The organism is Hirschia baltica ATCC 49814, assembly GCF_000023785.1.
In the GTDB taxonomy this organism is placed as follows: Bacteria; Pseudomonadota; Alphaproteobacteria; order Caulobacterales; family Hyphomonadaceae; genus Hirschia; species Hirschia baltica.
The window spans coordinates 1,415,138-1,438,670 of record NC_012982.1 but is presented as its reverse complement, the minus strand read 5'-3'; the positions used below and the strand labels follow the sequence as shown (position 1 = coordinate 1,438,670).

The window sequence follows — 23,533 nt, the reverse complement described above, 5'->3', positions numbered from 1 at the left end:
CATCCAGAGCGAATTCATCCGGGTGCGTTGTTATAGTGAAGGATTAATCCGATTTATAAAAAAAGGAAACTGCGCAATCGTCGCAGCCCAACAATATATCCATATAGATATGCCAATATCTCTTCGCAAGGATTAACAAATAGATACGGCGACGTGTCAAAGACAATCACCAGCATACCATATAAGAAAAGCGCAATACCTAATGATATTGCGCTCTTCTTTACAGGTGCCCCTCAAAACCAGTTAAACAACTGATTTAACGCCCGTTTTAACTTTAATTTTGTCTAAATATTAGAGACGGTAGCGGATCTGATCAGACCAGAAACGCTCTAGACGTGAAATTGTTTTGTTCATGTGCTGCAAATCATCGTTGCGAACAGATGCTGTTGGCTCAAGTGCTTGTGCTTGACGATCAAACAATGAAGCAACTTTACTGCGAACATCCAGACCACTTTCGGTCAATTTCAACAAGACTGTGCGACGGTCATCGTCAGAACGTGTCTGAACAAGATATCCACCTTCTTGCAATTTCTTCACATTATAGGACATTGATGTACCTGCGAATGCACCACGAGCACGCAATGTGCTTGCAGGTGTTTCACCTTCACCAATTTCATAAAGAAGAAGCGCTTGCACGCCTGTCAAATAGCGCTCACCAGAACGCTCTAAATTGTCTTTCACGACATCATGTAAACGTCTGTGCGCTTGCTCTAAAAGAGACAAAGAACTCAAGAAAGAATATTCAATCGTATCATTCGCATCCATTTTAGATGCGCTAGCTTCAATCATCATCACCATCACCACTATACATTTTGTTATTATTGGCTGGTTTTGAAGCTAAACGAATGATTCTAACAAAATGCTAATGCTAAAGAACGAATCGAAACTTTCTAGCAATTTTTGTCAAATTAATTCCATAAAAATCGCAGAATATTTTATAGAAACATGTGATTTATTGAAAACCATCACATTCTTAAAACCTTATATGAAGGTTAGATCCCCACTTTTCAAAGGCGCAAACATTTCATCAAGTTCAATCTCATCAACATCAGCAAGTGTTGCAGGATTCCATTGAGGCGCATTGTCTTTATCAATAACGACCGCCCTTACACCTTCTGCAAAATCAGCCCGGCGCACAGCACGATTTGCTAACCGGAATTCCATCAGCATAGTTTCGCGGAAACTAGCCAGTTTTTCACCTTCGATCATCTGGCGTAAAGTCACCTTCAATGAGAAAGGGCATTTTGTCTTCATAATGGATAATTGTTTGAGTGCCCATTCGCTGCCATCTTCTTCCAACGCTGCAAACACGTCTTCAACAGTTTCTTTGTCAAAACACTTTGTGATGGTTTCTAGCTGTTTGACAAAAGATCCATAAGCTTCCCACTCCATCGCCTCGAGTGTTTCAATATCACCCAACATCACCATGTCTTTGACTGCTGCAAGCACTTTTTCTTCAACATAGTGTGTGGCAATGCCTGCAGCGGCAACATCAGCACCTTTTAAACGTGCTCCCGTCAATCCGAGCCACTGACCTAATCCGCCCCCTAAACGCGGCAAGAACCAGCCGCCGCCCACGTCTGGAAACAAACCAATACCTGTTTCTGGCATAGCAAAAACTGTGTTTTCAGTTGCAATAGAATGACTGCCATGAACGCTTAAGCCAACACCGCCACCCATTGTTATGCCGTCGATAAAGGTGACAATGGGTTTTGGATATTCAAATAACTGCACATTCATCCGATATTCCGTTTCGAAGAACACCCGAACATCCACGCCGTCCCCTTGGCCAGACTCGGCCATCGGCTTAATATCGCCGCCAGCACAAAAGCCACGCGTACCTTCTGCATGATCAATAACAATGAGCTTAACCTCATTGTTTATTTTCCAATCTGAAAGCGCGTTTGAAATCTGAGCGCACATCATCGTATTTAAAGCATGCAATGCTTGAGGACGGTTCAGGGTAATGTGGCCAACAGGTCCGCTCTGACGAATAATGACATCTTGATTGTTCATATTCTCTCGCTAACTGGTCAGTTCAAGCATCTTGAACAGCCTGTACAAATTATGTTTCCAGCTGTTGTAAAGATTAATTTGCTCTAATCGTCAAATATGGATCGACGTGCAGGCCGAAGCAAGATGAATGCGGAACAGCCCACAAAAATGAAAAACATCGCGTCAAATGCACTTATCCAAACCGGCACAACATACTCAGAAACTGACAATGAATACATCTCGGTTATAAACTGAAGCAAATAGAGACCAACAATCCATTGAGATCTTTTGGTGAGCATAAAGCCACCTGCAATCACGCAGAATAAAAATGACACCAAGCGAATAGCATCAAATACAATTTGCGTTTGTCCTGTATCACCCGGAAGAACACCAGAACCTAGTGCAGTAGAAACGAAGACCGCGCCCCCCGAAAAGGCGAGAAGTATGCCGTATAAAAGAAAGCCACGAAGTTGACGGGACAATAACAACATCAAGGCCGAAATTACCATTGCGACCAATACACCAATCAAACCACCGAAAATCATAAGTGAATCAGTGTTATCAAAACCTATTTTAAATTCAATAAGCACCTGACTACTCAACTTTCCAATCACGCGACTTCAACCACTCACATACACAGCTTTTCAAGGGATGGGAGTCTCAAGTCATTACGCAAAAGCCAATTTACTATACTTTTTAGACCGGATGCCTAATATCATGTCATCTCGCCTACATTTCTCATACAGAAAAGCAAATACTTTTCAACTCTTACAGCCAAACCTTAATGTTGATAATGCCTACTCAAACACTAAAATTCATAGCTTGATAATAATTTTATATCCTTCTTTCGTACATGAAAAACTCCTCACTTCCTTCACAAAGCATTTACCGCATTCGATATGCACGATCTGACGAAGTCACAGACCTTCAACAGATAGACTTGAAATCATGTGAATTATTTGAAGGAACCGGCCTGATAGACTTTGGACCTAATATCAAGCGCGCCCCACTTATCCCGGAGGAAAACTTGAGAAGAGGGCTTGGAGACAGACTGCTTTGGGTAGCAACTGACATCAAAGACACACCTATTGGATTTGCGTTGTGTTCACACAAACCTGGTTCCTTATATTTGGATCAAGTATCAGTTCTTCCTCAATACGGGCAGCGAGGCATTGGTCGGGAACTTGTAAACAAGACAATTCAGGCAGCCAGAGAGCACAATTATAAATCACTCTCCCTCTCAACATTTAGGGACGTTGCGTGGAATGGAAAATTCTACAGAGGCCTGGGCTTTAAAGAAATTCCACGCAAAAAACTAACCCCATGGCAATTGGAACTTGAACAGCTACAAACTGCCACAATGGACATTTCCAAACGTTGCTTCATGCATAAGTCTGTGAAACGACTATTTTTCTAAGTTTCATGCCGTAAAATCTGTCTCATACCTGAAAAGAAAAGGTCCCATTCATGGCCTTCCCAGCTACACGTCTTCGCCGCACCCGCCAAGCTGATTGGGTACGCCGCCTCACCAGAGAAACCCGCCCAACAGTGGATGATCTTGTCTGGTCGATGATTGTTCATGACGGAGATACACCTCGCATTCCTATCACTGCAATGCCCGGCGTAGAGAGACTAAATATTGAGGAAGCCGCAAAGGCTGCACGACGTGCACAAGATCTTGGTATTCCTGCAATTGCTATGTTCCCCAATATTGATCCTAGCAAAAAAGACGAAACAGGCAGCGAAGCGCTAAACCCAAAAGGCTTAATACCTGAAGCAATACGCGCGATGAAAGCAGCTGCGCCAGACGTTGGTATTATCTGTGATGTCGCGCTGGATCCTTTTACATCGCACGGTCATGACGGCCTGATAGATGAAACTGGCTATGTCTTAAATGACGAAACAACAGAACTTCTGGTCAAACAAGCCATCGTTCAGGCCGAAGCAGGTGCAGATGTGGTTGCCCCGTCTGACATGATGGATGGGCGCATTGGTGCTATCCGCAAAGGTCTGGAAGCTGCAGGGCACACAAACACACTTATTCTATCTTATGCTGCCAAATATGCATCTGCTTTTTATGGTCCCTATCGAGAAGCTGTGGGTTCAGCGACTGTTTTAAAGAGCGATAAAAAAACATATCAGATGGATTTTGGTAATTCCGATGAAGCCATTCGTGAAGTCGCGATGGATATTGAGGAAGGCGCTGATATGGTCATGGTCAAACCCGGCCTACCTTATCTTGATATCGTTCAGCGTATTTCCAAAGAACTACATGTACCTACGCTTGTTTTCCATGTGTCTGGAGAATACGCAGCCATTCAAGCATCGGCGCAGCGCGGTTGGATAGATGAAGATCGCGCAATTGTTGAAATTACGTCAGCATTCAAACGTGCAGGTGCATCTGGAATAATCACATACAACGCTGATAAACTAGCACAAATGCTTAAATAAGCTTTCATCCCCAAAAGCGACACCCAGATAATTGGTACATTTGTAAAAATATTTCAACGACTGATCAGAGGTTTCTGATCGGTCATTTTTACACTTACCGCAGATAATTTTTATTCATACTAATCAATACATTACATACATATACACAAAATCAAAACAGCAGATTGCTTTCAAAAATCATACTGTCTTGGCGGCCAAAATTGGATTTTTCACCTCAAAACCTAACCTCGCGACACGCTGTTTAATGCTTGCAGACATGCTATTAGGCACCTAACTCTGTTTTATACCTAAAACCTATGAGGACTGCCTGTGTTTACCATCCACCATCTAAATAATTCCAGATCACAGCGCGTCTTGTGGCTGATGGAAGAACTTCAATTTACATATCAGATCAAATTCTATCAGCGCGATGAAATAACTATGCTGGCACCGGCAGACCTAAAATCGGTCCACCCTCTCGGCAAATCACCCATTCTTGAACATGAAGGTCGCAAAATCGCAGAAACAGGCGCGATTTTTGACTATCTATTACACATATATGGCAAAGGCCCATTAAACCCGAGCATGGACACATCCGAAGGGCGTTCGATGAATCATTGGATTCATTATGCCGAAGGCTCTGCCATGCCGCCTTTGCTGATGAAGCTTGTATTTGACCGCCTACCCTTAAACGTAAATCCACTTATGAGACCGCTTGTGCGCATGGTCAGCAATAAAGCCATAAAAAGCTATGTGACACCGCAAATTGCAAATCATGTCGGATACTGGTCGCAGGCCCTGACCAAAAACCAATGGTTTGCTGGCTCTGAGTTTACAGCTGCCGACATCATGATGAGTTTCCCACTCGAAGCGCTGACTTCACGCTCACCGCAAGCTATTCCACAAGTTATACAAGACTTCGTCGCGAAAATTCACGCGCGCCCTGCCTACCAAGCCGCACTCAAAAAAGGCGGCGAGTACGCCTACGCAAAAGCACAATAAATATAATAGCACCCGATGAGGTGCAGCAATCAAGCCAAACATGGGGAGTAATCATGTCACTACCATCTAACTATCTTCAAATGCGTTCAACAGTTACAGCTGACGGCGAGCTTAAGATGAACCTCGTTGAAAAAGAAATGCCGACCCCAAAAGATAATCAGGTCGTTATTCGCATTGAAGCCACACCGATCAACCCTTCTGATATAGCAGTGATGCTTGGCCTGTCTGATAGTTCAAAAGCAAGTTCAACGGGCGATGGAGCAGACCGCGTGCTAACAGCACCAATCGCGCCGCAAATCATGCCAGCTCTCAAAGCCCGTATTGATCAGGCGCTGCCAATCGGAAATGAAGGCGCGGGCGTTGTCGTCGCTGCGGGAGCAAGCGATTATGCGCAAAGCCTGATGGGCAAGACAGTCGCCGCAATGGGCGGCGGCATGTATGCGCAATATCAAATCGTTGACGCCATGAACTGCTTACCCCTTCTTGAAGGCAATACAGCCAAAGAAGGCGCATCAAGCTTTGTAAATCCGCTCACCGCCCTGTCCATGGTTGAGACCATGCGTATGGAAGGCCACACAGCTTTGGTTCACACAGCCGCCGCATCAAACCTTGGGCAAATGCTAAACCGCATCTGTCAGGCGGATGGTGTCGAACTCGTCAATATTGTGCGCAAGGATGAGCAAGAGCAAATCCTGCGTGATCTAGGCGCAAAATACATCATCAATTCCAGCAAAGATACTTTCATGAAAGATCTTGTGGATGCGATTCACGAAACGGGCGCAACACTGGCTTTTGATGCGACAGGCGGCGGACATCTTGCCTCCAACATCCTATCAGCAATGGAAGCTGCCGCCGCCCGCACACCGGGCGCTTACAGCATTTACGGGTCAGTAAAGCATAAGCAAGTTTACCTTTATGGCGGCCTAGACACATCCCAAACCACATTATCACGCGGATACGGCATGGCATGGGGCGTGGGCGGCTGGTTATTGCCAAACTTCCTTGCTAAAGCCGGCATGGAGGTTGCTGTACGTTTACGTTCTCGCGTGGCCAAAGAACTGACAACTACATTTGCAAGTTCATATACGGATGAACTCTCGCTGACAGATATGCTAGATGCCGACACTGTGCGCCGCTATGACGCCAAAAAAACAGGCGAGAAATTCCTCGTTTGCCCGCAAATGCCAATCTAGCTTCAGCGCTAAAGCGTAACAATTTAAGGCCGCTGCACATATGTGTTGCGGCCTTTTCTTTGGCTACAAAAATATCCCCGCCATGCGCTGCATGCGAAGGTATAAAGGATTGCTTTGCCGATAACGGCGCGAGGCGCACATTCTGGCAGCTAAAGTGTGCTGACCCAAGCTGGTCAGCTGATAATGCGGCCCGAAAGCACGCCTCGTAGAGTGATTTTCGTCTATTCCAAGACTGCTAGGAGAGGCAGGCATAGCCTCGTGGACTTCATGGTCCTCTCTCCGGCCCCGCCACCTATATCTTTACACCCCTGCAAAGACTGGTTTGGCAAGTTCACTCCTCCACCCCGACACTAGGTCGCGCGCCGCCCTCATGAGATGGATAGCAAGGATTATGAAGGGCTTTGTGTGGGATGGGATAAGATTGAAAAGAAACCGCTTTTAAACAGTTCGGTTTACTCTTGCCTTTTCCGTGTGATCTGGAGTTGTCACCCCGCATTTATTGCGGGGCCTATCCATCAACATTCCTATTGCTGAAACATGGGTTCCGGTCTTCTCGACAAGTCTCGAAACCGGAATGACAGTGGAGAAGCTTGCAAGCTAAACAAGCACTATACTGGCAGGAACAAAAAGCAAAACCATATCCGTGGAAGGTCCGCTCAGGAATGCCCAATAGAGTCAAACAAATCCTGCCAATGGGGATTATTGCGTTCGATCAAATTAATTTTCCAATCACGCTTCCACTTTTTCATGCGTTTTTCCTGTGCGATGGCTGTTTCGATGTTATCGAACATTTCAAACCACACGAAAGTTTTGATATTGTGTTTGGCCGTGAACGTGCAGCCAATGCCTTGTTTATGTTCCCAAATACGCCGCTGCAAAGAATTGGTAACACCAATATAGAGCGTTCCATATGGCTTAGATGCCATAATATACAGCGCGTATGTCATACTTCCCCCCTATGCATACTCCCTTAGCAGAGGAGCGCCACTCTCTACCCCATCGCATCTTCTGGTTCTAACTCATACATTTCCATGATTTTGCCGTCGGGGTCGACTTCTTTGAGGGAGACGGGATAGCCCCAGAGGTTGGCGAGGTGTCGCAAGACGCGCCATGTGTCATTCTCATCCAAGAGGACGCCTTCAGAGACATAATGGGTGAGGTTTAGACAGCGATCGCCGGCGAGGTCTACGTCTGAGACTTGGATATTGGCGTCTGATCGCGAGACATCATAATCACGCGAGAGCGCCCTGCGCACTTTTAGATAGCCGCGCTCATCATGGATGGCCGCAACTTCAATTTCCTCTTCATCACTATCATCGACGATATGAAATAGGCCCATTTTTCGGATAAGGTGGGGCGATAAAAATTGCAGCACAAAGCTTTCATCGCGGAAATTGGCCCAGATATCTTTGAGCACATCCATATGATTGCCCTTGCCGGCAATATCGGGAAACCATTCCAAATCTTCTTGGCTTGGTTCATTACATATGCGCTCAATATCCTCACACATGGCAAAGCCCAGCGCATAAGGATTGATGCCGTTAAAGCGGCGATCGTCAAAGTCGGGCTGCATCACCACGCCGGAATGCGAATGCAGAAATTCCATAAACTGACCGTCTGAGATTTGCCCTTTTTCGTGAAGGCGCGTCATGATGCGATGATGGGTATAGGTGGCGCAGCCCTCATTCATCATTTTGGTCTGGCGTTGGGGATAGAAATACTGCGCGATGAGGCGAACAATGCGGATGATTTCGCGCTGCCAAGGGGCAAGTTTGGGCGCTGTTTTTTCCAAGAAATACAATATGTTTTCTTCGGGTAAGCCAAGGATTTCACGCTGTTTGGCGAGCATTGCCTCATCGGGGCTGACCTTCTTTTCTTCGCCTTCGGGGACTGTGCGCCATAAATCATTGAACAGGGCTTCGCCATGCTCGCGGCGCACGCGCTCACGGTCGGCTTCTTCGGCCAGGCTAGCTTGGCGTTTTTTGGGATAGCGATGAATGCCATGTGATTGCAGGGCATGGGCGGCATCAATCATCCGCTCGACGGCATCAGGTCCGTATTTATCTTCGCATTTGGCAATATAGGCTTTGGCAAAGGCCAGATAATCAATAATGCCGCTTGCATCCGTCCATTGCTGGAAGACATAATTATTCTTGAAGAAATGCGAATGCCCAAAGGCTGCGTGCGCGATCACCAATGTCTGCATGGTGGCGGAGTTTTCTTCCATAATATAGCACACACACGGATCGGAATTGATCACGATTTCATAAGCTAAGCCCTGAAAACCTTTGCGATACATGCTCTCATTATAGGCGTATTGCTTGCCAAAGCTCCAATGATGATAAAATAACGGCATGCCTGTGGAGGCATAGGCATCGAGCATTTGCTCAGATGTGATGACTTCGATCTGGCTGGGATAGGGATCAAGCTTCATCTCGCCAATCGCGATGTCTTCGATGGCATTATAAACTTTATCGATCAGCGGGGCATCCCAGTCTGCACCCGTAAACAGCAGGTTTTCACCCGCGATAGGTTGGGGTTTTTGTTTCTTCTTTTTTGTCTTTGTTTGTGTGGTCATGTCATGCCTCACACTTTCTGGTTTTCATTAATTTACGCGGATGCTTTGGCCGTTTCACGTTTTTTAAATAGCTCGGCGAATACAGGGAAAATCTCCCGCCTATGCTTTACTTTTCGCATCTCGACCGCGCCGCCCGATTCAACGAGATGATGATATGCGCGCCATAAGCCCGTCTCATCATCACCCGACATACGAAAGCGTTGTTGATCCTCATTGCCAACTTCCAGATAGGCGTAATATTGGCAGAGCGGCAGAATTGTATCTTGCAACATGGTGATTGTTTTCAGGTTATCCGACGGCAGATTATCACCATCAGATGCCTGTGCTGCATAGATATTCCATTGATCGGCAGGATAGCGCTCACGGATGATGTCAAACATCTGATCTAAAGCTGTAGAGACGATCGTGCCGCCGCTTTCTCGGCTATAGAAGAATGTCTGCTCGTCGACTTCTTTTGCTTCATGCGTATGACGGATAAACACCACTTCCACGCGGCTATAGCGTGTTTTCAGGAATAGATAGAGCAGGCTGTAAAAACGCTTGGCTAAATCTTTCATGTGGTCATCCATAGACCCAGACACATCCATCAAACAGAACATCACAGCGCGCGCGACAGGCTGAGGAACCCCTTCAAACCTGCGATATTTCACATCCAAAGGATCAATGAAGGGAATAAATTTACGGCGCCGATTTAGCGTGGCGAGTTTTTCCTCAGCTGTTTTGATTTTAGCGGCGGGCGCTTCATCAGTGATCAGTTTTGCAATTGCTGATTGGGCAGCCTCGATCTCCTCATCACGTGGGCGGCGCAACGCCACCCGCCGCGACATGGAATTGCGCATTGTCCGGCCAATCGCAATGGCTGAAGGTGAGCCAGCAGATTGAAATCCAGCGCGTTCAGGGATCACATCTTCAACACCCATTACCTGACGCTTTGCCAAATCTGGCAATTCAAGGTCTTCTAGGAAAAGCTCCATAAATTCTTCGCTGGACAGGTTGAATGTGTAGTCATCCTCGCCCTCACCTGAATCAGATGCTTTATTGCCCCGTCCTTGCCCATCTTCAGGGCGTTCAATGCGGTCACCTTCGAGAAATTCCTTATTTCCCGGCATGACACGTTCGCGCCGACCGCCTTCTCGTCCTTTGCGCAAAGACGGTTCGTGGACGCCGTCAGCGGGGATAATAATATCCCCGCCCTTGCCTGCATCTTTGATAGAGCGCCCACTGGAGGCATCTTTTACTGCTTTTTTTACAAGCGCTTTTGAACGCTTTAAAAACCGTTGTCGGTTGGTAAGGCTTTTGCCCCCTTCACGTCGTCGGTCAATAATGTGCATGTGCGACTACCCCGCCTGTCTGACGCGCATATACCATTCGACAAGTCGTCTAACCTGACGTCCTGTATATCCGCGCTCGATCATGCGATCGACAAACTCGTCGTGCTTTTTCTCGCTGTCAGAGTCTTTTTTGGAACCAAAAGAAATAACCGGAAGCAATTCTTCAACCTGCGCAAACATACGCCGCTCGATCACTTCTCGGATTTTCTCATAGGAGGTCCAGCTTGGGTTCTCGCCTGAATTATTCGCACGTGTCCGCAATGAGAATTTCACCACTTCATTTCTGAAGTCTTTCGGGTTGGCAATTCCGGCTGGTTTCTCAATTTTAGAAAGCTCTTGGTTGAGTGATTCGCGATCTAATAATTGACCGGTATCAGGGTCTTTAAAGTCCTGATCTTCAATCCATGCATCTGCGTAATCGACATAGCGATCAAACAGGTTTTGCCCATAATCATGATAGCTTTCAAGATAGGCTTTTTGGATTTCATGGCCGATAAATTCGGCATAACGCGGCGCTAGCTCACCTTTGATATAGCTTAGATATGCGCTCTCGACTTCTTCGGGAAATTGCTCTCGTTTTATGGATTGTTCCAGCACATACATAAGGTGGACGGGATCAGCCGCCACTTCTTCTGTGTCATGGTTGAAGGTCGCTGATAGAGCCTTGAAAGCAAACCGTGTGGAGATGCCATTCATCCCCTCGTCAACACCGGCAACATCCTTATATTCTTGCATGGTGCGCGCTTTAGGGTCGACATCTTTTAAGCTATCGCCGTCATAAACGCGCATTTTTGCATATGGCGTTGAATTTTCGTGAGATTTCAAACGCGAAAGCACGGAACACTGCGCCAGCATTTCAAGCGTTCCGGGTGCACATGGCGCTTCGGAAAGTTCGGAACTGGCCACAAGTTTTTCGTAGATTTTCACCTCTTCTTCAACGCGCAAACAATAAGGCACTTTGATCACATAGATACGGTCGATAAAGGCTTCATTGGTTTTGTTGTTTTTAAAGGATTTCCACTCGCTTTCATTGGAGTGCGCCATCACAATACCGGTATAGGGTATCGCGCCGATATTTTCAGACCCCACATAATTGCTTTCTTGGGTGGCAGTCAGCAAAGGGTGCAGCATTTTGATGGGTGCTTTAAACATCTCAACAAATTCAAGCACACCTTGATTGGCGCGGTTCAAACCACCTGAATATGAATATGCATCTGGGTCATCTTGTGAGTGGAACTCCAGCTGGCGAATATCCACCTTTCCGACCAAGGAAGACACATCTTGGTTGTTTTCATCACCCGGCTCAGTTTTAGCGATCGCCACCTGACGCAAACGCGATGGCATTAGCTTAGCGACTTTAAATTTGGTGATATCACCGCCAAATTCATCGAGGCGTTTTAAAGCCCAAGGGCTCATCAAGCCATTTAAACGACGTTTGGGAATATTGTATTCTTTTTCAAGCTGTTCGCCATAGGTATCGGCTTCGAAAAGTCCAAGCGGACTTTCAAAAATCGGTGACACATCATCGCCTGCTTTCAACACGTAAACTGGATTTTCTTCCATCAATGATTTTACGCGTTCAGCCAATGAGGATTTACCACCCCCCACAGGGCCAAGGAGATAAAGGATCTGTTTGCGTTCTTCTAAACCCTGCGCACCTTGGCGGAAAAACGCCACAATGCGTTCAATGGTTTCTTCCATGCCGTAAAATTCTTTAAAGGCTGGGTAAACGCGGATAGTTCTATTCATAAATATTCGACCCAAACGCGGGTCTTTGGAAGTATCCACCATTTCTGGCTCACCAATGGCCGCCAGTAATCTCTCATGTGGTCCGGCATACATTAATGGGTCGCTTTTGCAGCCCTCCAGATAGTCTTGGAGGCTCATAACTGTTTCGCGACGGGCTTCAAAGGCGCGTGTGTAAGAGTCAAAAAGTTCGCTCATGCTGTTCGCTCCGTCATTAGAGTTAGATTTTGAATTTGGGTTGTATGGTAACGAGACCGTCGCCCTCTAAGGCGGGTAATGTTTCGACCAGACCCAAAAGGCCCGGAAGTTCCAACCTGAAGCACTTTCGGCATGACGCCTCCTGTTCAGACAAAACTCGTTACGTCTGAATCATGAGGGCAAAATGCAAATTTCCAAAGCGAAAAAAGCATATGTTACAAGGTTGTGATCAGGGGGATAGGTCGCGATAGACGTGCGAAATCGTCCGGACACTAGAGCCAGATTTTAAGACAAAACTTCCACCACACTGTATGAAAGTGTGGGATAGTTTCGTTAAATATGGAATAAATTAATGCAGTTTTGATGCCAAATTTGCGGCAAATGCGTGATAAATGACACGCATCTGCTCGCTATTTGGTCATTGGAACTAAGCAGCCCAAAGCACGATGAGGCGGTCACCAGCAGCTTTTTGTAGGGTTTTTATCGGAAGGGATTGATCATCACTTTCAAAGACTTCGCGTTTATCAGCGCCTGTCATCATCAAAATAACGGTGCTGGATTGCGCGATGGCTTTATAGGTCAGTGTCATGCGTTCTAGCTCATCACCCGTCACTTTTGAGCGATTGGCCATAACAGCAGCAATAAGCGATTCATTATCTGGATCTGTCGCCTCAGCAAGACCGTCTGCATTGGGAAACCAAGACAATGAATGACCATCTGGCCCCATCCCCAAGATAACCACATCCAATGGCAGCGAGATTGTCGCAAATTCTTCACCGCGCTGGTCTACGGCCTCTTTTGCGCTTTTACCTTCAACATACATAGGAAAAAAACGCGCCGCAGCCCCTGCATTCTTCAATAGCGTATTGCGAAGCAATTTCTCATTGGAACGATCATGATCTGGCGCAACCCATCGATCATCCACGAGACCAACATTGATGTTTGACCAATCCAAGTCTGAGCTTGAAAGCTGCTCATACAATGGACCGGGTGTAGATCCGCCCGAACACATCAAACTTGCGCTTCCATTCTGAGCGAGACCGACATCAAGTGCTTCATAAACGATTTCATAAGCACGTTCGACAAGGTCTATTTTGTTTTCAAAAATTTCGAAGCTCATTATTTGTCCTTTATGATATCGCTATCAGTATTGAGACGCGTCAATAGACTGGAGCTATCCCAACGTCCACCACCCTTTTTCTGCACATCAGAATAAAATTGATCAATCACAGCCGTGACAGGCAAGCTCGCACCCGATTTACGAGCAGCATCCAACGCAATACGAAGATCTTTGCGCAACCAATCCACGGCGAATCCAAATTCATATTCGCCGGCAACCATTGTCTTGCCGCGATTTTCCATCTGCCAAGACTGAGCTGATCCACCTGAAACCGCTTTAAGAACTTGATCTGTATCAAGGTCATGCTTCATGGCAAAGTGCAGCCCTTCGGCCAAGCCTTGCAGCACACCTGCAATACAAATCTGATTGACTGATTTTGCTAGCTGACCAGTGCCAACCTCGCCAATGCGCGTAATCGTAGCGGCATAGGCTTGCATCACTGGAACGACTTTTTCAAACACAGCTTGATCAGCGCCTGCCATAACCGTCAGCTTTCCATTCACCGCGCCTGCTTCACCGCCAGAAACTGGACCATCAATAAAATGAGCGCCTTTAGCTGAACATTTATCGGATATCCTCTTTGCAAGGTCTGCGGATGTTGTTGTGTGATCAATCACAATCATGCCCGGCTTGATGCCGGTTTCGATTTGCTCAAACACCGCGTCCACATCAGGGTCATCTCCCAGACACATCATGACAAACTCTGCATCCTGAATTGCATCTAGCGGTGTTGCACAAGCAAGGCCTTTATATTTTAACGCCCACGCATCTGCTTTGGTGATGGATCTATTCCAGACGGTCACAGAATGACCTTTTGTGGCGAGCCATCCCGCCATAGGTCCACCCATGACGCCTAACCCCAAAAATGCACACTTTGTCATCACATAACCTCCAATAAATCAGCACTATTTCGACAGTATATCATGACAAGTTCAGCATTTTTACCAGAGCTAGGCTCAATGGAGTCGATAGTATTTTGATACTATTTCTCACTATTTTTTGTCTATTCCACCTAATTCATGCACTTCGCCTTAACCATAATTGCCTAATTTCCCTAAATACACGCATTTTGACGAGGTGAGAGACAAAACGCATGGCTGACAACAGACCCATCGTTATCAAGAAGGTCAAAAAAGTTTCAGGTGGCGGCCATCATGGTGGTGCCTGGAAAGTGGCCTATGCTGACTTCGTGACAGCGATGATGGCGTTTTTCCTGCTCATGTGGCTGATCAACACCACATCACCGGACCAGAAACGCGGTATTGCTGACTATTTCGCGCCTGCAAGCGTTTCAAAATCACGGCAAGGATCTGACGGTATGCTGGGCGGGACAAGCTTTCAGGATGATGGAGCGCGTTCGGGTGGAACCAATCGTCCAATGCCAGAGAGCAAGCAAACAGCTTCCAAACGCCGAACCTCGACAAAAAATGCTGGAACACCGTCAAACGAAACAAATAAAAGCAAAGAAGTTTCTCAAAGTGCGATGAGCAAAGCCATTGCCATGCGTGAACAAGCAGAATTTGAGCGCGCCGAACAGAGCTTAAGACAAGCTATGCAAGACATGCCTGACCTTGCTGCGCTTTCCAAACACCTCGTGATTGACCAAACACCTGAAGGCATGCGCATTCAGATCGTCGATCAAGAAGGCCGCGCCATGTTTGCTGCTGCATCAGCAAAACCACTGCCCCGCGCAGAAAAAATTCTGGCAGCCGTGTCTCAAGTGATTATGAAATTGCCAAATCGTGTATCAATTTCTGGTCACACAGGCGACCTTCCCACAGGCGTAGAGGGTTATTCTAATTGGCAATTATCTTCTGATCGCGCCAATTCAGCCCGCAGTATTCTAGAAAGTTCAGGTCTAGATGCTGATCGCATTTATCAAGTCTCGGGAAAGGCTGGCTCAGAGCCTCTTTATCCAGACGACCCTGACTTGCCAGGAAATCGTCGAATTTCAATCGTCCTATTGAGAGAATCTCCTGTGCTTCCAAGCAACCATTCTCTATAATAAGCCTCACGACTTACTAGACATTTATTTTGTAGAGGCTTTTAGTGTCCTGCGAGCTATTGATCTGCTCGAGAGGCAATTGGGATAAATATGCTCCTAACTCAGATTACATCTGCCTTAACCATGTGGATAAGCCTTGGTGTCGTGGTTCTAGCCATAGGTTTCTATATGTATGAACGCATTTCGATGGAGCTTGTCTCTGTTGGAATCGTCACGGGTTTGCTCTTTTTGTTTGCAATGCCATTTGCCGTTGGAGCAGATGGGAAACCAATCCCACCTGAATTGCTCCTAAATGGATTTGGAAATGCTGCTCTTGTAACAATCATGGCTTTGCTAGTTGTCGGGCAAGGTATGTTTCAGACCGGGGCCTTAGATGGCCCCTCGCAACGATTGTTAAAATCATATGCCGTTGCCCCCAGATTAACGCTGGTCGCGGCATTTATGGCTGTTTTTGTTACATCCGCTTTCGTCAACAACACGCCCGTCGTTGTGATGTTTCTGCCGATTATGAGCGCCATTGCTGGACGCACTGGAGCAGCCCCTTCCAAACTTCTCATTCCATTAAGCTTTGTCTCCGTTCTTGCAGGTATGACCACACTTATTGGATCTTCGACCAACCTCCTTGCAGCCGAGAGCCTATTACGTCTGGAAGGACGCGAATTAGGCTTTTTTGAACTCACCCCTGTCGGGCTAATGTTGGCGGCTGTTGGTCTTACCTACATAATAATTTTCGCCCCTATTTTGCTCCCGAGTAGAGAAGCAGAGGGAGAAAGCTCCAACAAAGGTACGGGTAAGCAATTTATCGCGCAGATAGAAGTTACTCATGATCACCCGATGGAAGGCAAACAATCTGTCGCCGGCATGTTCCCAGATCTGCCCAATATGACAGTGCGCATGGTCCAACGCGGTCAAGACACTATTCTACCCCCTTTTGAGGACCTTACGTTAAAGCCAGGGGATTTGATCATTGTCGCAGCGACTCGCAAATCTCTAACAGAGGTTTTATCAAGAAGACCCAAACTTCTACGGTCTATATGGCGCAGTGGTTTTGAGAAATATGATGAAGCCTCAGGTAATCCACCGCCGCTTTCATTGTCAGAAGCTGTCGTATCACCAGGGTCTCGTCTGATATCCAGAACAATTGATCAAATGGGATATGCTAATCGCAGCGATGCTGTGGTTATGGGTGTTCAACGTCGTTCAAGAATGATTCGCGCACGCCTTGGTGAAATTAGACTGGAGTCGGGTGACACATTATTACTATGTGGCACGCGACAAGCCTTTGACGAAATGCGTACGGACCGCGATCTACTCCTTTTGGATTGGTCTCGCACAGACCTTCCAGACCTGACAAAAGCTATTTATGCGCGTTTAATCGCTCTTGCCGTCGTTATCTTTGCAGCAACAGGTCTTCTCAACATATTGCACGCCTCATTATTGGGAGCTGTCGCAATGATAAGTTTTGGTTGTTTAAATGTTCGCCAAGCTGCGCGGGCTTTAGATTTACGCATATTCCTACTTATTGGAGCAGCTCTCGCTATGGGTGCCTCTCTAGAGGCCACTGGAGCAGCCGATTTCGTTGCTCAAAAAGCAGTAGACATTGCAGCGCCGTACGGCCCCCTCGCCATATTATCGATTTTGTTCATTACTATCGCGCTCGTCACGAACCTACTCTCAAATTCAGCGACCGCGATTATCTTTACGCCGATAGCCATTGCAACAGCACGCCAGCTCAATCTCGATCCGACACCTTTTGTGCTCACCGTTATTTATGCATCCAATTGTGCATTTGCGACTCCGATTGCCTATCAGACAAATTTATTGGTGATGGGACCGGGCCATTATCGCTTTGGAGATTATGTCAAGTTCGGAACGCCGCTTGTTTTATTAATTTGGATTGTATTTACCTTTATTGCGGGCTGGCAATTTGACTTAAGCGGAGCATAATGGGCTCCAAATGAAAGAACACGATAACACCTTTTTTATTCCGCCAGACGTGGCGCGCAGCGTGCGATTTCATATTACGACTTCGCAGCCTTGCCCGTATCTGCCTGACAGAAAAGAACGGAAGATTTTTGCTAATTTAACTGGGACAAATTCAGTTGAATTGAATGACTCTCTAACGCGTGTTGGTTTTCGTCGATCTCAGATTATCGCCTATCGACCAGCTTGTGTGGCCTGTCAGCAGTGTAAATCTGTACGTATTGATGTGCGTCAATTTAAATGGTCCAAACGCTGGCGGCGTGTCTTATCAAAAAATGATGACCTTGCCAGAACGCCATGTCCCAAAACAGCAAGTAATGAGCAATTTAGGTTGATGAAAAGATATCTAAATTCGCGTCATGACAATGGCGGCATGAATGATATGAGCATGCGTGACTATATCGGAATGGTCGATGCCAGCCCTGTCAGAACTGTTGTTTTTGAATACAGACAGCCCGCTATGTATGCTTCCGATGATGGCATTCTAACAGGGACATCCCTTTCTGATGTTCTTAGAGACGGCCTTTCCATGGTTTACTCTTTTTATTCCCCAGATGAAAAAGCACGTGGACTTGGTACATTTATGGTGCTCGACCATATTCGCCTCGCCCAAGAACTGGATTTACCATATGTCTATCTGGGGTATTGGGTCAAAAACTCCGAAAAAATGGGATATAAAAGCAATTACAAACCTTTAGAGGTCTGTGAAGGCGATGTTTGGCGTCCACTGCTTGACGATGAATGCTAGCACGTATTCATTGATATAAAACGGGAGGAATCGCATGACTGATTCAACAAAGACTACAGAAAACAATAATGTAGCAAATGCAAATAGCTCAGCAATGGCGTCAACACGGCGCGGCATTCTTGGCGGAGTTGGATTCGGCCTTGCTGCCACTGCACTCGCCGCATGTGGAGAAAGCAATAACGCCGCCGCTAAAGATGATGTGCAAGCACCGGCAGTTGTTAGAAAAAAACGCACACTTACAATGGTCACAACATGGCCCAAAGGATTACCCGGCTTGTTTACTGCGGCTCAACGTCTCGCCGCACGGACAAAAGAACTCACTGAGGGCGAATTAGATATTAAAGTGTATGGAGCAGGCGAATTGTCTCCCGCACTTCAAGCTTTTGACGATGTCGCTTCCGGCGCAGCCGACATGTATCACGGTGCTGAATATTATTGGCAATCTAAATCCAAAGCATTCAACTTTTTCACAGCTGTCCCAATGGGCATGACCGCAAATGAAATTATGGGTTGGATTGATTTTGGTGGCGGTCAAGAATTATGGGAAGAATTGTCCGGCCAATACGGCGTTATTGCATTTCAAGGCGCAAATACTGGACAGCAAATGGGCGGATGGTTTCGCAAGGAAGTCAACACGCTTGAGGACTTTAAAGGCCTTAAAATGCGTATTCCCGGCCTTGGCGGTCAAGTTATTCGCGAATTGGGCGGAGCTGCTGAAACACTTGCTGGCGGTGAAATTTATCAAGCGCTTCAAACAGGTCAAATAGACGCGACAGAATGGATTGGCCCTTGGAATGATCTTGCTTTGGGCTTCTATCAACAGGCCGAATATTATTATGGCCCCGGCTTTCATGAGCCCGGCTCATCACTCTCATGTGGTATGAACCGTAAAGTATGGGACAGCCTCACACCGAGGCAGCAACAGGCAGTTAGAGTTGCATGTAATGAAGCTAACCATTTGTCATTAGGTGAATTTACATACAATAATTCCATAAGCCTACAGACACTCACGCAAGAGCATAATGTAAAGCTACGCACATTCTCTCCTGAAGTTCTCAACCGCATAGACGAAATCTCCAAAGACGTGCGTGCGCAAGCCGGTAGCGGCGGCGGTCTTGAGAAAAAAATCTATGAGAGCTTTGAAAAAGCACTTTCTGCAAATGCCTTATGGGGCAGTGTCGCAGATGGTCCTTTCTTAAACTCACGCTCCAAAGGATAATGAGCTAACGCTCAGAATTAATTCGTGTCCGATACCGCACTTCTCCTTGGGAAAGGCCTACATTATGTAGGCCTTGTTCTGTCACCAGTCCTGCTGGTTCCATTGCTTTTGCTGGCTTTTCCTCACTTTGGAGACAAGTTTAAAGGTATGGTTCAGCTTATTGATGGACTGAGCAAAGCCATGCTGAACATTGCGGGTTGGGCAGGCTTTATCATGGCCGCTGGCATGCTGACCGCCGTCTTGATGCGCTATGTTTTCGGCCTGAGTTTCAGTTGGCTAAAAGATATATGGATATATGCGTTTGCCACTTGTTTCATGTTTGCATCGGCTGGCGCGCTCAATTCTGGCGGTCATGTACGCGTTGACATTTTTTACGCAAACTTCACTAAAAAACAGCGGGCTATTGTAGATCTGGTAGGGACATATCTATTTTTATTTCCGCTTATGATTTTGATCCTAGATTCCTATGAGCCTCAGTTAGCCAGAGCATGGGGTGCCTTGTCTGGTCGAATGGAATTATCAACCGAACCCGATGGTTTACCGCTTCTTTTCCTCTTCAAGACTTTGGTGCCTGTTTTTGCCGTAACGATGACGCTGCAAGGGTGGGCGAATGCAACCAAAGCAGTTGGGATTCTAAAAGACATTCCAAGCCTTAAAACGACTGACACAGGAGATAATTAATGGCTGATTATCTTCACATACTCATGTTTGCGGCTGCTTTCATAGCATTGCTTGCCGGTTATCAGGTCGCTTTGACACTAGGGGGCATTGCACTCGCATTTGCCGCACTTGGCGTCGCCTTTGACGTGTTTGAACCACGTGCATTGATATTCTGGCCGAGCCGTATCCTTGGAAATATGAGTAATCAAGTGCTTGCTGCGGTGCCGCTCTTTGTGATTATGGGCGTAATCTTGGAAAAGTCCCGGGTCGCAGAAGATCTTCTCATTGCAACAGGGCGATTGCTCTCAGGAGTGCGCGGCGGACTTGGCTATGCTGTTGTAATAGTCGGCGCTTTGCTAGCCGCATCCACAGGGATTGTCGGCGCAACAGTGGTCACAATGACTTTGATCGCCCTGCCCAGCATGCTCAGGCAAGGCTATGACAAACGCATTGCAGCCGGCACGATTGCCGCTTCTGGGACGCTTGGTCAGATCATCCCGCCTTCTATTGTTTTGATTGTGCTAGCTGATACTGTATCGAATGCGAATGCCGAAGCTCGCCAAGCAATGGGGCAGCCGCCCTCACCTGTCAGTGCGGGTGATTTGTTCACCGGTGCGCTATTACCCGGAATGCTGCTTGTCGGACTTTATCTTGCCTATTTGGCGTTTATTGCCATTAAAAACCCGGCATCCATGCCAGCGCGCTCTCAAAACATAGATATTGATCAAGATCAGGACATCCCTTCTGTTGCACGCACGGCTTTTTCTTTCATCGCACCAATAACACTCATCATTGCAGTGCTTGGGTCTATTCTTGGTGGGTTCACCTCTCCCACAGAAGCCGCAGCTGTTGGCGCTATTGGAGCGATAATACTGGCCGGTATTCGTATCCGACTGGATGATGAAAAAACATCTCCATTTATGGTAATAAGTATAGCGGGGGCTTTTGCGCTTATTCTTCTCATTCTAACGGTTTGGGGATTAAAGCTTGGCTGGTTAGGAAACTTACCCGAAGATGCGCCACCAAGCCTGTTCTTCAGCAGCTCATTGTTGGGCAAGATTTACGCTGCCCTCATATGCGGTTTGATAGGCGCTGGAACATTTGCTTCTTTATTCACGCTGGGAAGCAGTCAAAAACTCCAGACCTCTTTTAATAGCGCCGCTCAGATTACCTCTATGATATTCCTCATACTCATATGTGCTGGCTTATTCTCTATCGTATTTCGCGGTCTTGGCGGTGATGAATTCATAGAGCATTTATTGATAAATATTCCAGGCGGTATGTGGGGTGCCCTCGCCGTGACAATGCTCGTCATGTTCCTCATGGGCTTCTTTCTGGATTTTCTTGAAATCACCTTCATTATCGTGCCGCTGGTTGCACCGCCCCTGATTATGCTAGGCGCGGACCCAGTCTGGTTGGCCATTCTTATGGCGATGAACTTGCAAACCAGTTTCCTAACGCCGCCATTTGGATTTGCGCTGTTTTATCTCAAAGGGGCAGCTCCGCCAGAAATAGACACGCCAGATATTTGGCGCGGCGCTATCCCATTTATCGGATTGCAAATTATTGCACTGCTAGCTGTGGTGTTTATTCCACAATTAGTGACCGCTTTAATATGAGGGATAGAAGCATTCCCAACTTTAGGAATGAGCCAACCCAAAATTCAATATTTAGCTTTCAATAATCGGATTTGAAACAATCGTCATATGATAGCCATCTGCATCAGCACCGCGGGTTGTTTGCGCATGCATTTTTGAAACGACAGCATTTATTAATTTCAAACCCAAGCCCTCAACCTTGCTGGTGGAGGTATTTTCATGGGCTGAACCGACGCCATCATCATGACATGCGAGCCGCCATCCGGCGACGCCGTCAATGTGAAGTGTAATTTTGATAACGCCTTCTCGATCATCGGGAAACGCATGTTTTATGGAATTGGCAACAAACTCACTAACAATCATCGCGATTCCGGATGCATCCTCGGACTTCATTTCCAATGCATCACCCGCAAACTCAACTGTCACATTCGCAGGTGCTGACTTTTGAAGTAAATCAACAACCTTTTGAATAAAGCGCTTCATCGGCACCATTTCATTGCTGGTTGTTTGATGTAATTCTTCATGCAGAAGAGAGATCGCCTCTACTTTGCGTGCTACCGCATCAAATGCTTCCGCACTTTCTGGATGGCCTTTTGATTTATAGAGCCTGACAAGCGAAGCCACTGTTTGAAGAGAGTTTTTAACGCGATGATCCATCTCACGTCGTAAAACTTCTTGTTCTTCCAATGCCATACGCAATTCGAGTTCACGCATGACTTGCTTGGCCAATGTATTGAGTGTCTTTTTCTGGAAATCATTCAATCGACGCGGCTCATGGTCAAGGACGCACAAAGTGCCGATTGGTAATCCTTCAGATGTTTTGAGCAATGCGCCTGCATAAAATCGCAATCCTTGATCGCTTAGGCATAAGGGGTTGTCGCCTGTTCGATTATCTTTGAGCGTATCTGGAATTTCGACGAAATCATCTTCAAGGATAATATGGGAACAAATTGATGTTTCCAAAGGCGTTTCCCGGACACCCAAACCGACCTCAGCTTTAAACCATTGCCGATCAGCATCAATCAAATTAACCACTGAGATAGCAGTTTCACAAACGGTAGACGCGAGTTCAACAATATCGTCAAAGTCAGCTTCCCGCGGGGTATCCAGAATACCGTAACTTCTTAGCGCAACAAGGCGTTCAGCCTGTTTTGGATGCGAGTCTGCAATCATTCATGTCTTCCGGAAATAAGTACGCAATACGTTTGGCATTGATATATTTGAGAGTAGCCAACCAATTTCGATGCGGCAATCCCTTATTTTATCTCAGCTTTCGTTAACACTTGAGCGCCCCTGATGCCTTATATGCCATCAAGCCTTGATGCTAAATTGAGATATAAACACGCAGCCCCAGCCTATCATAAGGCACAAGCCACCTAGCGGCGTTATTGGACCAACCCAAGCGGGTATGTCGATGATTTGGTTACATGCCAGCAAATAGAGTGAACCAGAGAACAATATAATACCGCCGCTTAGAAAATAACTAGCATAACCCAGCCATTTTACGCCCTGATTTAAGGTGATCAGAAAACCTATGATAAACAGTCCAACAGCATGATAAAACTGATAGCGCACGCCTGTTTCAAACGTGGCCAAATGGCGCTCGTCCAGCAAACCACGCAATCCATGCGCACCAAACGCTCCTAGCATCACAGCAAGGAACGCGAATAAAGCAGCGACTTTAAAGCATGTGTATCGGCTCATATTTTTCCAAGCAAGATCAACTT

21 protein-coding genes are annotated in these 23,533 nt (G+C 46.6%); 10 read left to right on the top strand and 11 right to left on the bottom strand.

What is annotated here, in order from left to right; genetic code table 11:
- Positions 1 to 291 precede the first annotated feature (291 nt).
- From HBAL_RS06840 to HBAL_RS06830, 3 genes are all read right to left on the bottom strand, one after another.
- Positions 292 to 792 (bottom strand): MarR family winged helix-turn-helix transcriptional regulator, encoded by a 501-nt coding sequence (locus HBAL_RS06840; protein ID WP_233356762.1) that lies wholly within the window; start codon positions 790 to 792, stop codon positions 292 to 294.
- Positions 793 to 981: 189 nt separating this feature from the next.
- Positions 982 to 2,016, bottom strand: coding sequence for an enoyl-CoA hydratase/isomerase family protein (locus HBAL_RS06835; RefSeq protein ID WP_015827210.1), 1,035 nt, complete (start codon positions 2,014 to 2,016; stop codon positions 982 to 984).
- Positions 2,017 to 2,099: 83 nt separating this feature from the next.
- The gene (locus tag HBAL_RS06830) at positions 2,100 to 2,609 is read right to left on the bottom strand and encodes a hypothetical protein (protein WP_149037379.1); all 510 of its coding nucleotides are present in this window, start codon (positions 2,607 to 2,609) and stop codon (positions 2,100 to 2,102) included.
- A gap of 239 nt (positions 2,610 to 2,848) precedes the next feature.
- Between HBAL_RS06830 and HBAL_RS06825 the strand changes: the two genes are divergently transcribed.
- The 4 genes from HBAL_RS06825 (at position 2,849) to HBAL_RS06810 (ending at position 6,620) form a co-directional block, all read left to right on the top strand.
- Entirely contained in the window at positions 2,849 to 3,412 is a 564-nt protein-coding gene (locus HBAL_RS06825) for a GNAT family N-acetyltransferase (protein WP_015827208.1), read from the top strand.
- A 50-nt stretch (positions 3,413 to 3,462) separates the two neighbouring features.
- Complete coding sequence (hemB, locus tag HBAL_RS06820; RefSeq protein ID WP_015827207.1) at positions 3,463 to 4,446, top strand: porphobilinogen synthase; 984 nt, start codon at positions 3,463 to 3,465, stop codon at positions 4,444 to 4,446.
- Between the two features lie 309 nt (positions 4,447 to 4,755).
- The gene (locus tag HBAL_RS06815; protein WP_015827206.1) at positions 4,756 to 5,427 is read left to right on the top strand and encodes a glutathione S-transferase; all 672 of its coding nucleotides are present in this window, start codon (positions 4,756 to 4,758) and stop codon (positions 5,425 to 5,427) included.
- 53 nt (positions 5,428 to 5,480) lie between these two features.
- The gene (locus HBAL_RS06810) at positions 5,481 to 6,620 is read left to right on the top strand and encodes a zinc-binding dehydrogenase (protein WP_015827205.1); all 1,140 of its coding nucleotides are present in this window, start codon (positions 5,481 to 5,483) and stop codon (positions 6,618 to 6,620) included.
- Between the two features lie 656 nt (positions 6,621 to 7,276).
- Here the strand turns inward: HBAL_RS06810 and HBAL_RS06805 are convergent.
- The 6 genes from HBAL_RS06805 to HBAL_RS06780 all read right to left on the bottom strand — a co-directional run bounded on the left by HBAL_RS06805 (position 7,277) and on the right by HBAL_RS06780 (position 14,474).
- Complete coding sequence (locus HBAL_RS06805) at positions 7,277 to 7,567, bottom strand: GIY-YIG nuclease family protein (RefSeq protein WP_015827204.1); 291 nt, start codon at positions 7,565 to 7,567, stop codon at positions 7,277 to 7,279.
- A gap of 44 nt (positions 7,568 to 7,611) precedes the next feature.
- Positions 7,612 to 9,198, bottom strand: coding sequence for a SpoVR family protein (locus HBAL_RS06800; RefSeq protein ID WP_015827203.1), 1,587 nt, complete (start codon positions 9,196 to 9,198; stop codon positions 7,612 to 7,614).
- 32 nt (positions 9,199 to 9,230) lie between these two features.
- Positions 9,231 to 10,529 (bottom strand): YeaH/YhbH family protein, encoded by a 1,299-nt coding sequence (locus HBAL_RS06795; protein WP_015827202.1) that lies wholly within the window; start codon positions 10,527 to 10,529, stop codon positions 9,231 to 9,233.
- 6 nt (positions 10,530 to 10,535) lie between these two features.
- On the bottom strand, positions 10,536 to 12,473 hold the full coding sequence (locus tag HBAL_RS06790; RefSeq protein WP_015827201.1) for a PrkA family serine protein kinase: 1,938 nt from the start codon (positions 12,471 to 12,473) through the stop codon (positions 10,536 to 10,538).
- Between the two features lie 427 nt (positions 12,474 to 12,900).
- Positions 12,901 to 13,593: a 6-phosphogluconolactonase gene (pgl, locus tag HBAL_RS06785; protein WP_015827199.1), complete on the bottom strand. Its 693-nt coding sequence runs from the start codon at positions 13,591 to 13,593 to the stop codon at positions 12,901 to 12,903.
- A complete protein-coding gene (locus HBAL_RS06780) occupies positions 13,593 to 14,474 on the bottom strand; it encodes an NAD(P)-dependent oxidoreductase (RefSeq protein ID WP_015827198.1) in 882 nt (293 codons plus the stop codon). The genes pgl and HBAL_RS06780 overlap by 1 nt, the downstream gene beginning before the upstream one ends.
- A gap of 212 nt (positions 14,475 to 14,686) precedes the next feature.
- Between HBAL_RS06780 and HBAL_RS06775 the strand changes: the two genes are divergently transcribed.
- The 6 genes from HBAL_RS06775 to HBAL_RS06750 all read left to right on the top strand — a co-directional run bounded on the left by HBAL_RS06775 (position 14,687) and on the right by HBAL_RS06750 (position 21,827).
- Positions 14,687 to 15,598 (top strand): flagellar motor protein MotB, encoded by a 912-nt coding sequence (locus HBAL_RS06775; protein WP_015827197.1) that lies wholly within the window; start codon positions 14,687 to 14,689, stop codon positions 15,596 to 15,598.
- 90 nt (positions 15,599 to 15,688) lie between these two features.
- Positions 15,689 to 17,545: an SLC13 family permease gene (locus HBAL_RS06770; protein ID WP_015827196.1), complete on the top strand. Its 1,857-nt coding sequence runs from the start codon at positions 15,689 to 15,691 to the stop codon at positions 17,543 to 17,545.
- Between the two features lie 10 nt (positions 17,546 to 17,555).
- Positions 17,556 to 18,329, top strand: a complete 774-nt coding sequence (locus HBAL_RS06765; RefSeq protein ID WP_015827195.1) for an arginyltransferase — start codon at positions 17,556 to 17,558, stop codon at positions 18,327 to 18,329.
- A gap of 34 nt (positions 18,330 to 18,363) precedes the next feature.
- On the top strand, positions 18,364 to 19,548 hold the full coding sequence (locus tag HBAL_RS06760; RefSeq protein WP_015827194.1) for a TRAP transporter substrate-binding protein: 1,185 nt from the start codon (positions 18,364 to 18,366) through the stop codon (positions 19,546 to 19,548).
- A 24-nt stretch (positions 19,549 to 19,572) separates the two neighbouring features.
- Positions 19,573 to 20,229, top strand: coding sequence for a TRAP transporter small permease subunit (locus tag HBAL_RS06755; protein ID WP_015827193.1), 657 nt, complete (start codon positions 19,573 to 19,575; stop codon positions 20,227 to 20,229).
- Positions 20,229 to 21,827, top strand: coding sequence for a TRAP transporter large permease (locus HBAL_RS06750; protein ID WP_015827192.1), 1,599 nt, complete (start codon positions 20,229 to 20,231; stop codon positions 21,825 to 21,827). The genes HBAL_RS06755 and HBAL_RS06750 overlap by 1 nt, the downstream gene beginning before the upstream one ends.
- A 51-nt stretch (positions 21,828 to 21,878) precedes the next feature.
- On the opposite strand, the gene HBAL_RS06745 is transcribed toward HBAL_RS06750, so the two are convergent.
- Entirely contained in the window at positions 21,879 to 22,979 is a 1,101-nt protein-coding gene (locus HBAL_RS06745) for a histidine kinase dimerization/phosphoacceptor domain -containing protein (protein ID WP_015827191.1), read from the bottom strand.
- Positions 22,980 to 23,117: 138 nt separating this feature from the next.
- The gene (locus HBAL_RS06740) at positions 23,118 to 23,510 is read right to left on the bottom strand and encodes a DUF423 domain-containing protein (protein ID WP_015827190.1); all 393 of its coding nucleotides are present in this window, start codon (positions 23,508 to 23,510) and stop codon (positions 23,118 to 23,120) included.
- Positions 23,511 to 23,533: the final 23 nt, after the last annotated feature.

Bases quoted from the DNA above. Each gene is read 5' to 3' on its own strand.
- HBAL_RS06780 (WP_015827198.1), bottom strand. From the start codon at position 14,474: ATGACAAAGTGTGCATTTTTGGGGTTAGGCGTCATGGGTGGACCTATG.
- HBAL_RS06825 (WP_015827208.1), top strand. From the start codon at position 2,849: ATGAAAAACTCCTCACTTCCTTCACAAAGCATTTACCGCATTCGATAT.
- HBAL_RS06760 (WP_015827194.1), top strand. From the start codon at position 18,364: ATGACTGATTCAACAAAGACTACAGAAAACAATAATGTAGCAAATGCA.
- HBAL_RS06750 (WP_015827192.1), top strand. From the start codon at position 20,229: ATGGCTGATTATCTTCACATACTCATGTTTGCGGCTGCTTTCATAGCA.
- HBAL_RS06745 (WP_015827191.1), bottom strand. From the start codon at position 22,979: ATGATTGCAGACTCGCATCCAAAACAGGCTGAACGCCTTGTTGCGCTA.
- HBAL_RS06795 (WP_015827202.1), bottom strand. From the start codon at position 10,529: ATGCACATTATTGACCGACGACGTGAAGGGGGCAAAAGCCTTACCAAC.
- HBAL_RS06810 (WP_015827205.1), top strand. From the start codon at position 5,481: ATGTCACTACCATCTAACTATCTTCAAATGCGTTCAACAGTTACAGCT.
- HBAL_RS06835 (WP_015827210.1), bottom strand. From the start codon at position 2,016: ATGAACAATCAAGATGTCATTATTCGTCAGAGCGGACCTGTTGGCCAC.
- HBAL_RS06765 (WP_015827195.1), top strand. From the start codon at position 17,556: ATGAAAGAACACGATAACACCTTTTTTATTCCGCCAGACGTGGCGCGC.
- HBAL_RS06790 (WP_015827201.1), bottom strand. From the start codon at position 12,473: ATGAGCGAACTTTTTGACTCTTACACACGCGCCTTTGAAGCCCGTCGC.
- HBAL_RS06800 (WP_015827203.1), bottom strand. From the start codon at position 9,198: ATGACCACACAAACAAAGACAAAAAAGAAGAAACAAAAACCCCAACCT.
- HBAL_RS06770 (WP_015827196.1), top strand. From the start codon at position 15,689: ATGCTCCTAACTCAGATTACATCTGCCTTAACCATGTGGATAAGCCTT.
- HBAL_RS06740 (WP_015827190.1), bottom strand. From the start codon at position 23,510: ATGAGCCGATACACATGCTTTAAAGTCGCTGCTTTATTCGCGTTCCTT.
- HBAL_RS06805 (WP_015827204.1), bottom strand. From the start codon at position 7,567: ATGACATACGCGCTGTATATTATGGCATCTAAGCCATATGGAACGCTC.
- pgl (WP_015827199.1), bottom strand. From the start codon at position 13,593: ATGAGCTTCGAAATTTTTGAAAACAAAATAGACCTTGTCGAACGTGCT.
- HBAL_RS06775 (WP_015827197.1), top strand. From the start codon at position 14,687: ATGGCTGACAACAGACCCATCGTTATCAAGAAGGTCAAAAAAGTTTCA.
- HBAL_RS06840 (WP_233356762.1), bottom strand. From the start codon at position 792: ATGATGATTGAAGCTAGCGCATCTAAAATGGATGCGAATGATACGATT.
- hemB (WP_015827207.1), top strand. From the start codon at position 3,463: ATGGCCTTCCCAGCTACACGTCTTCGCCGCACCCGCCAAGCTGATTGG.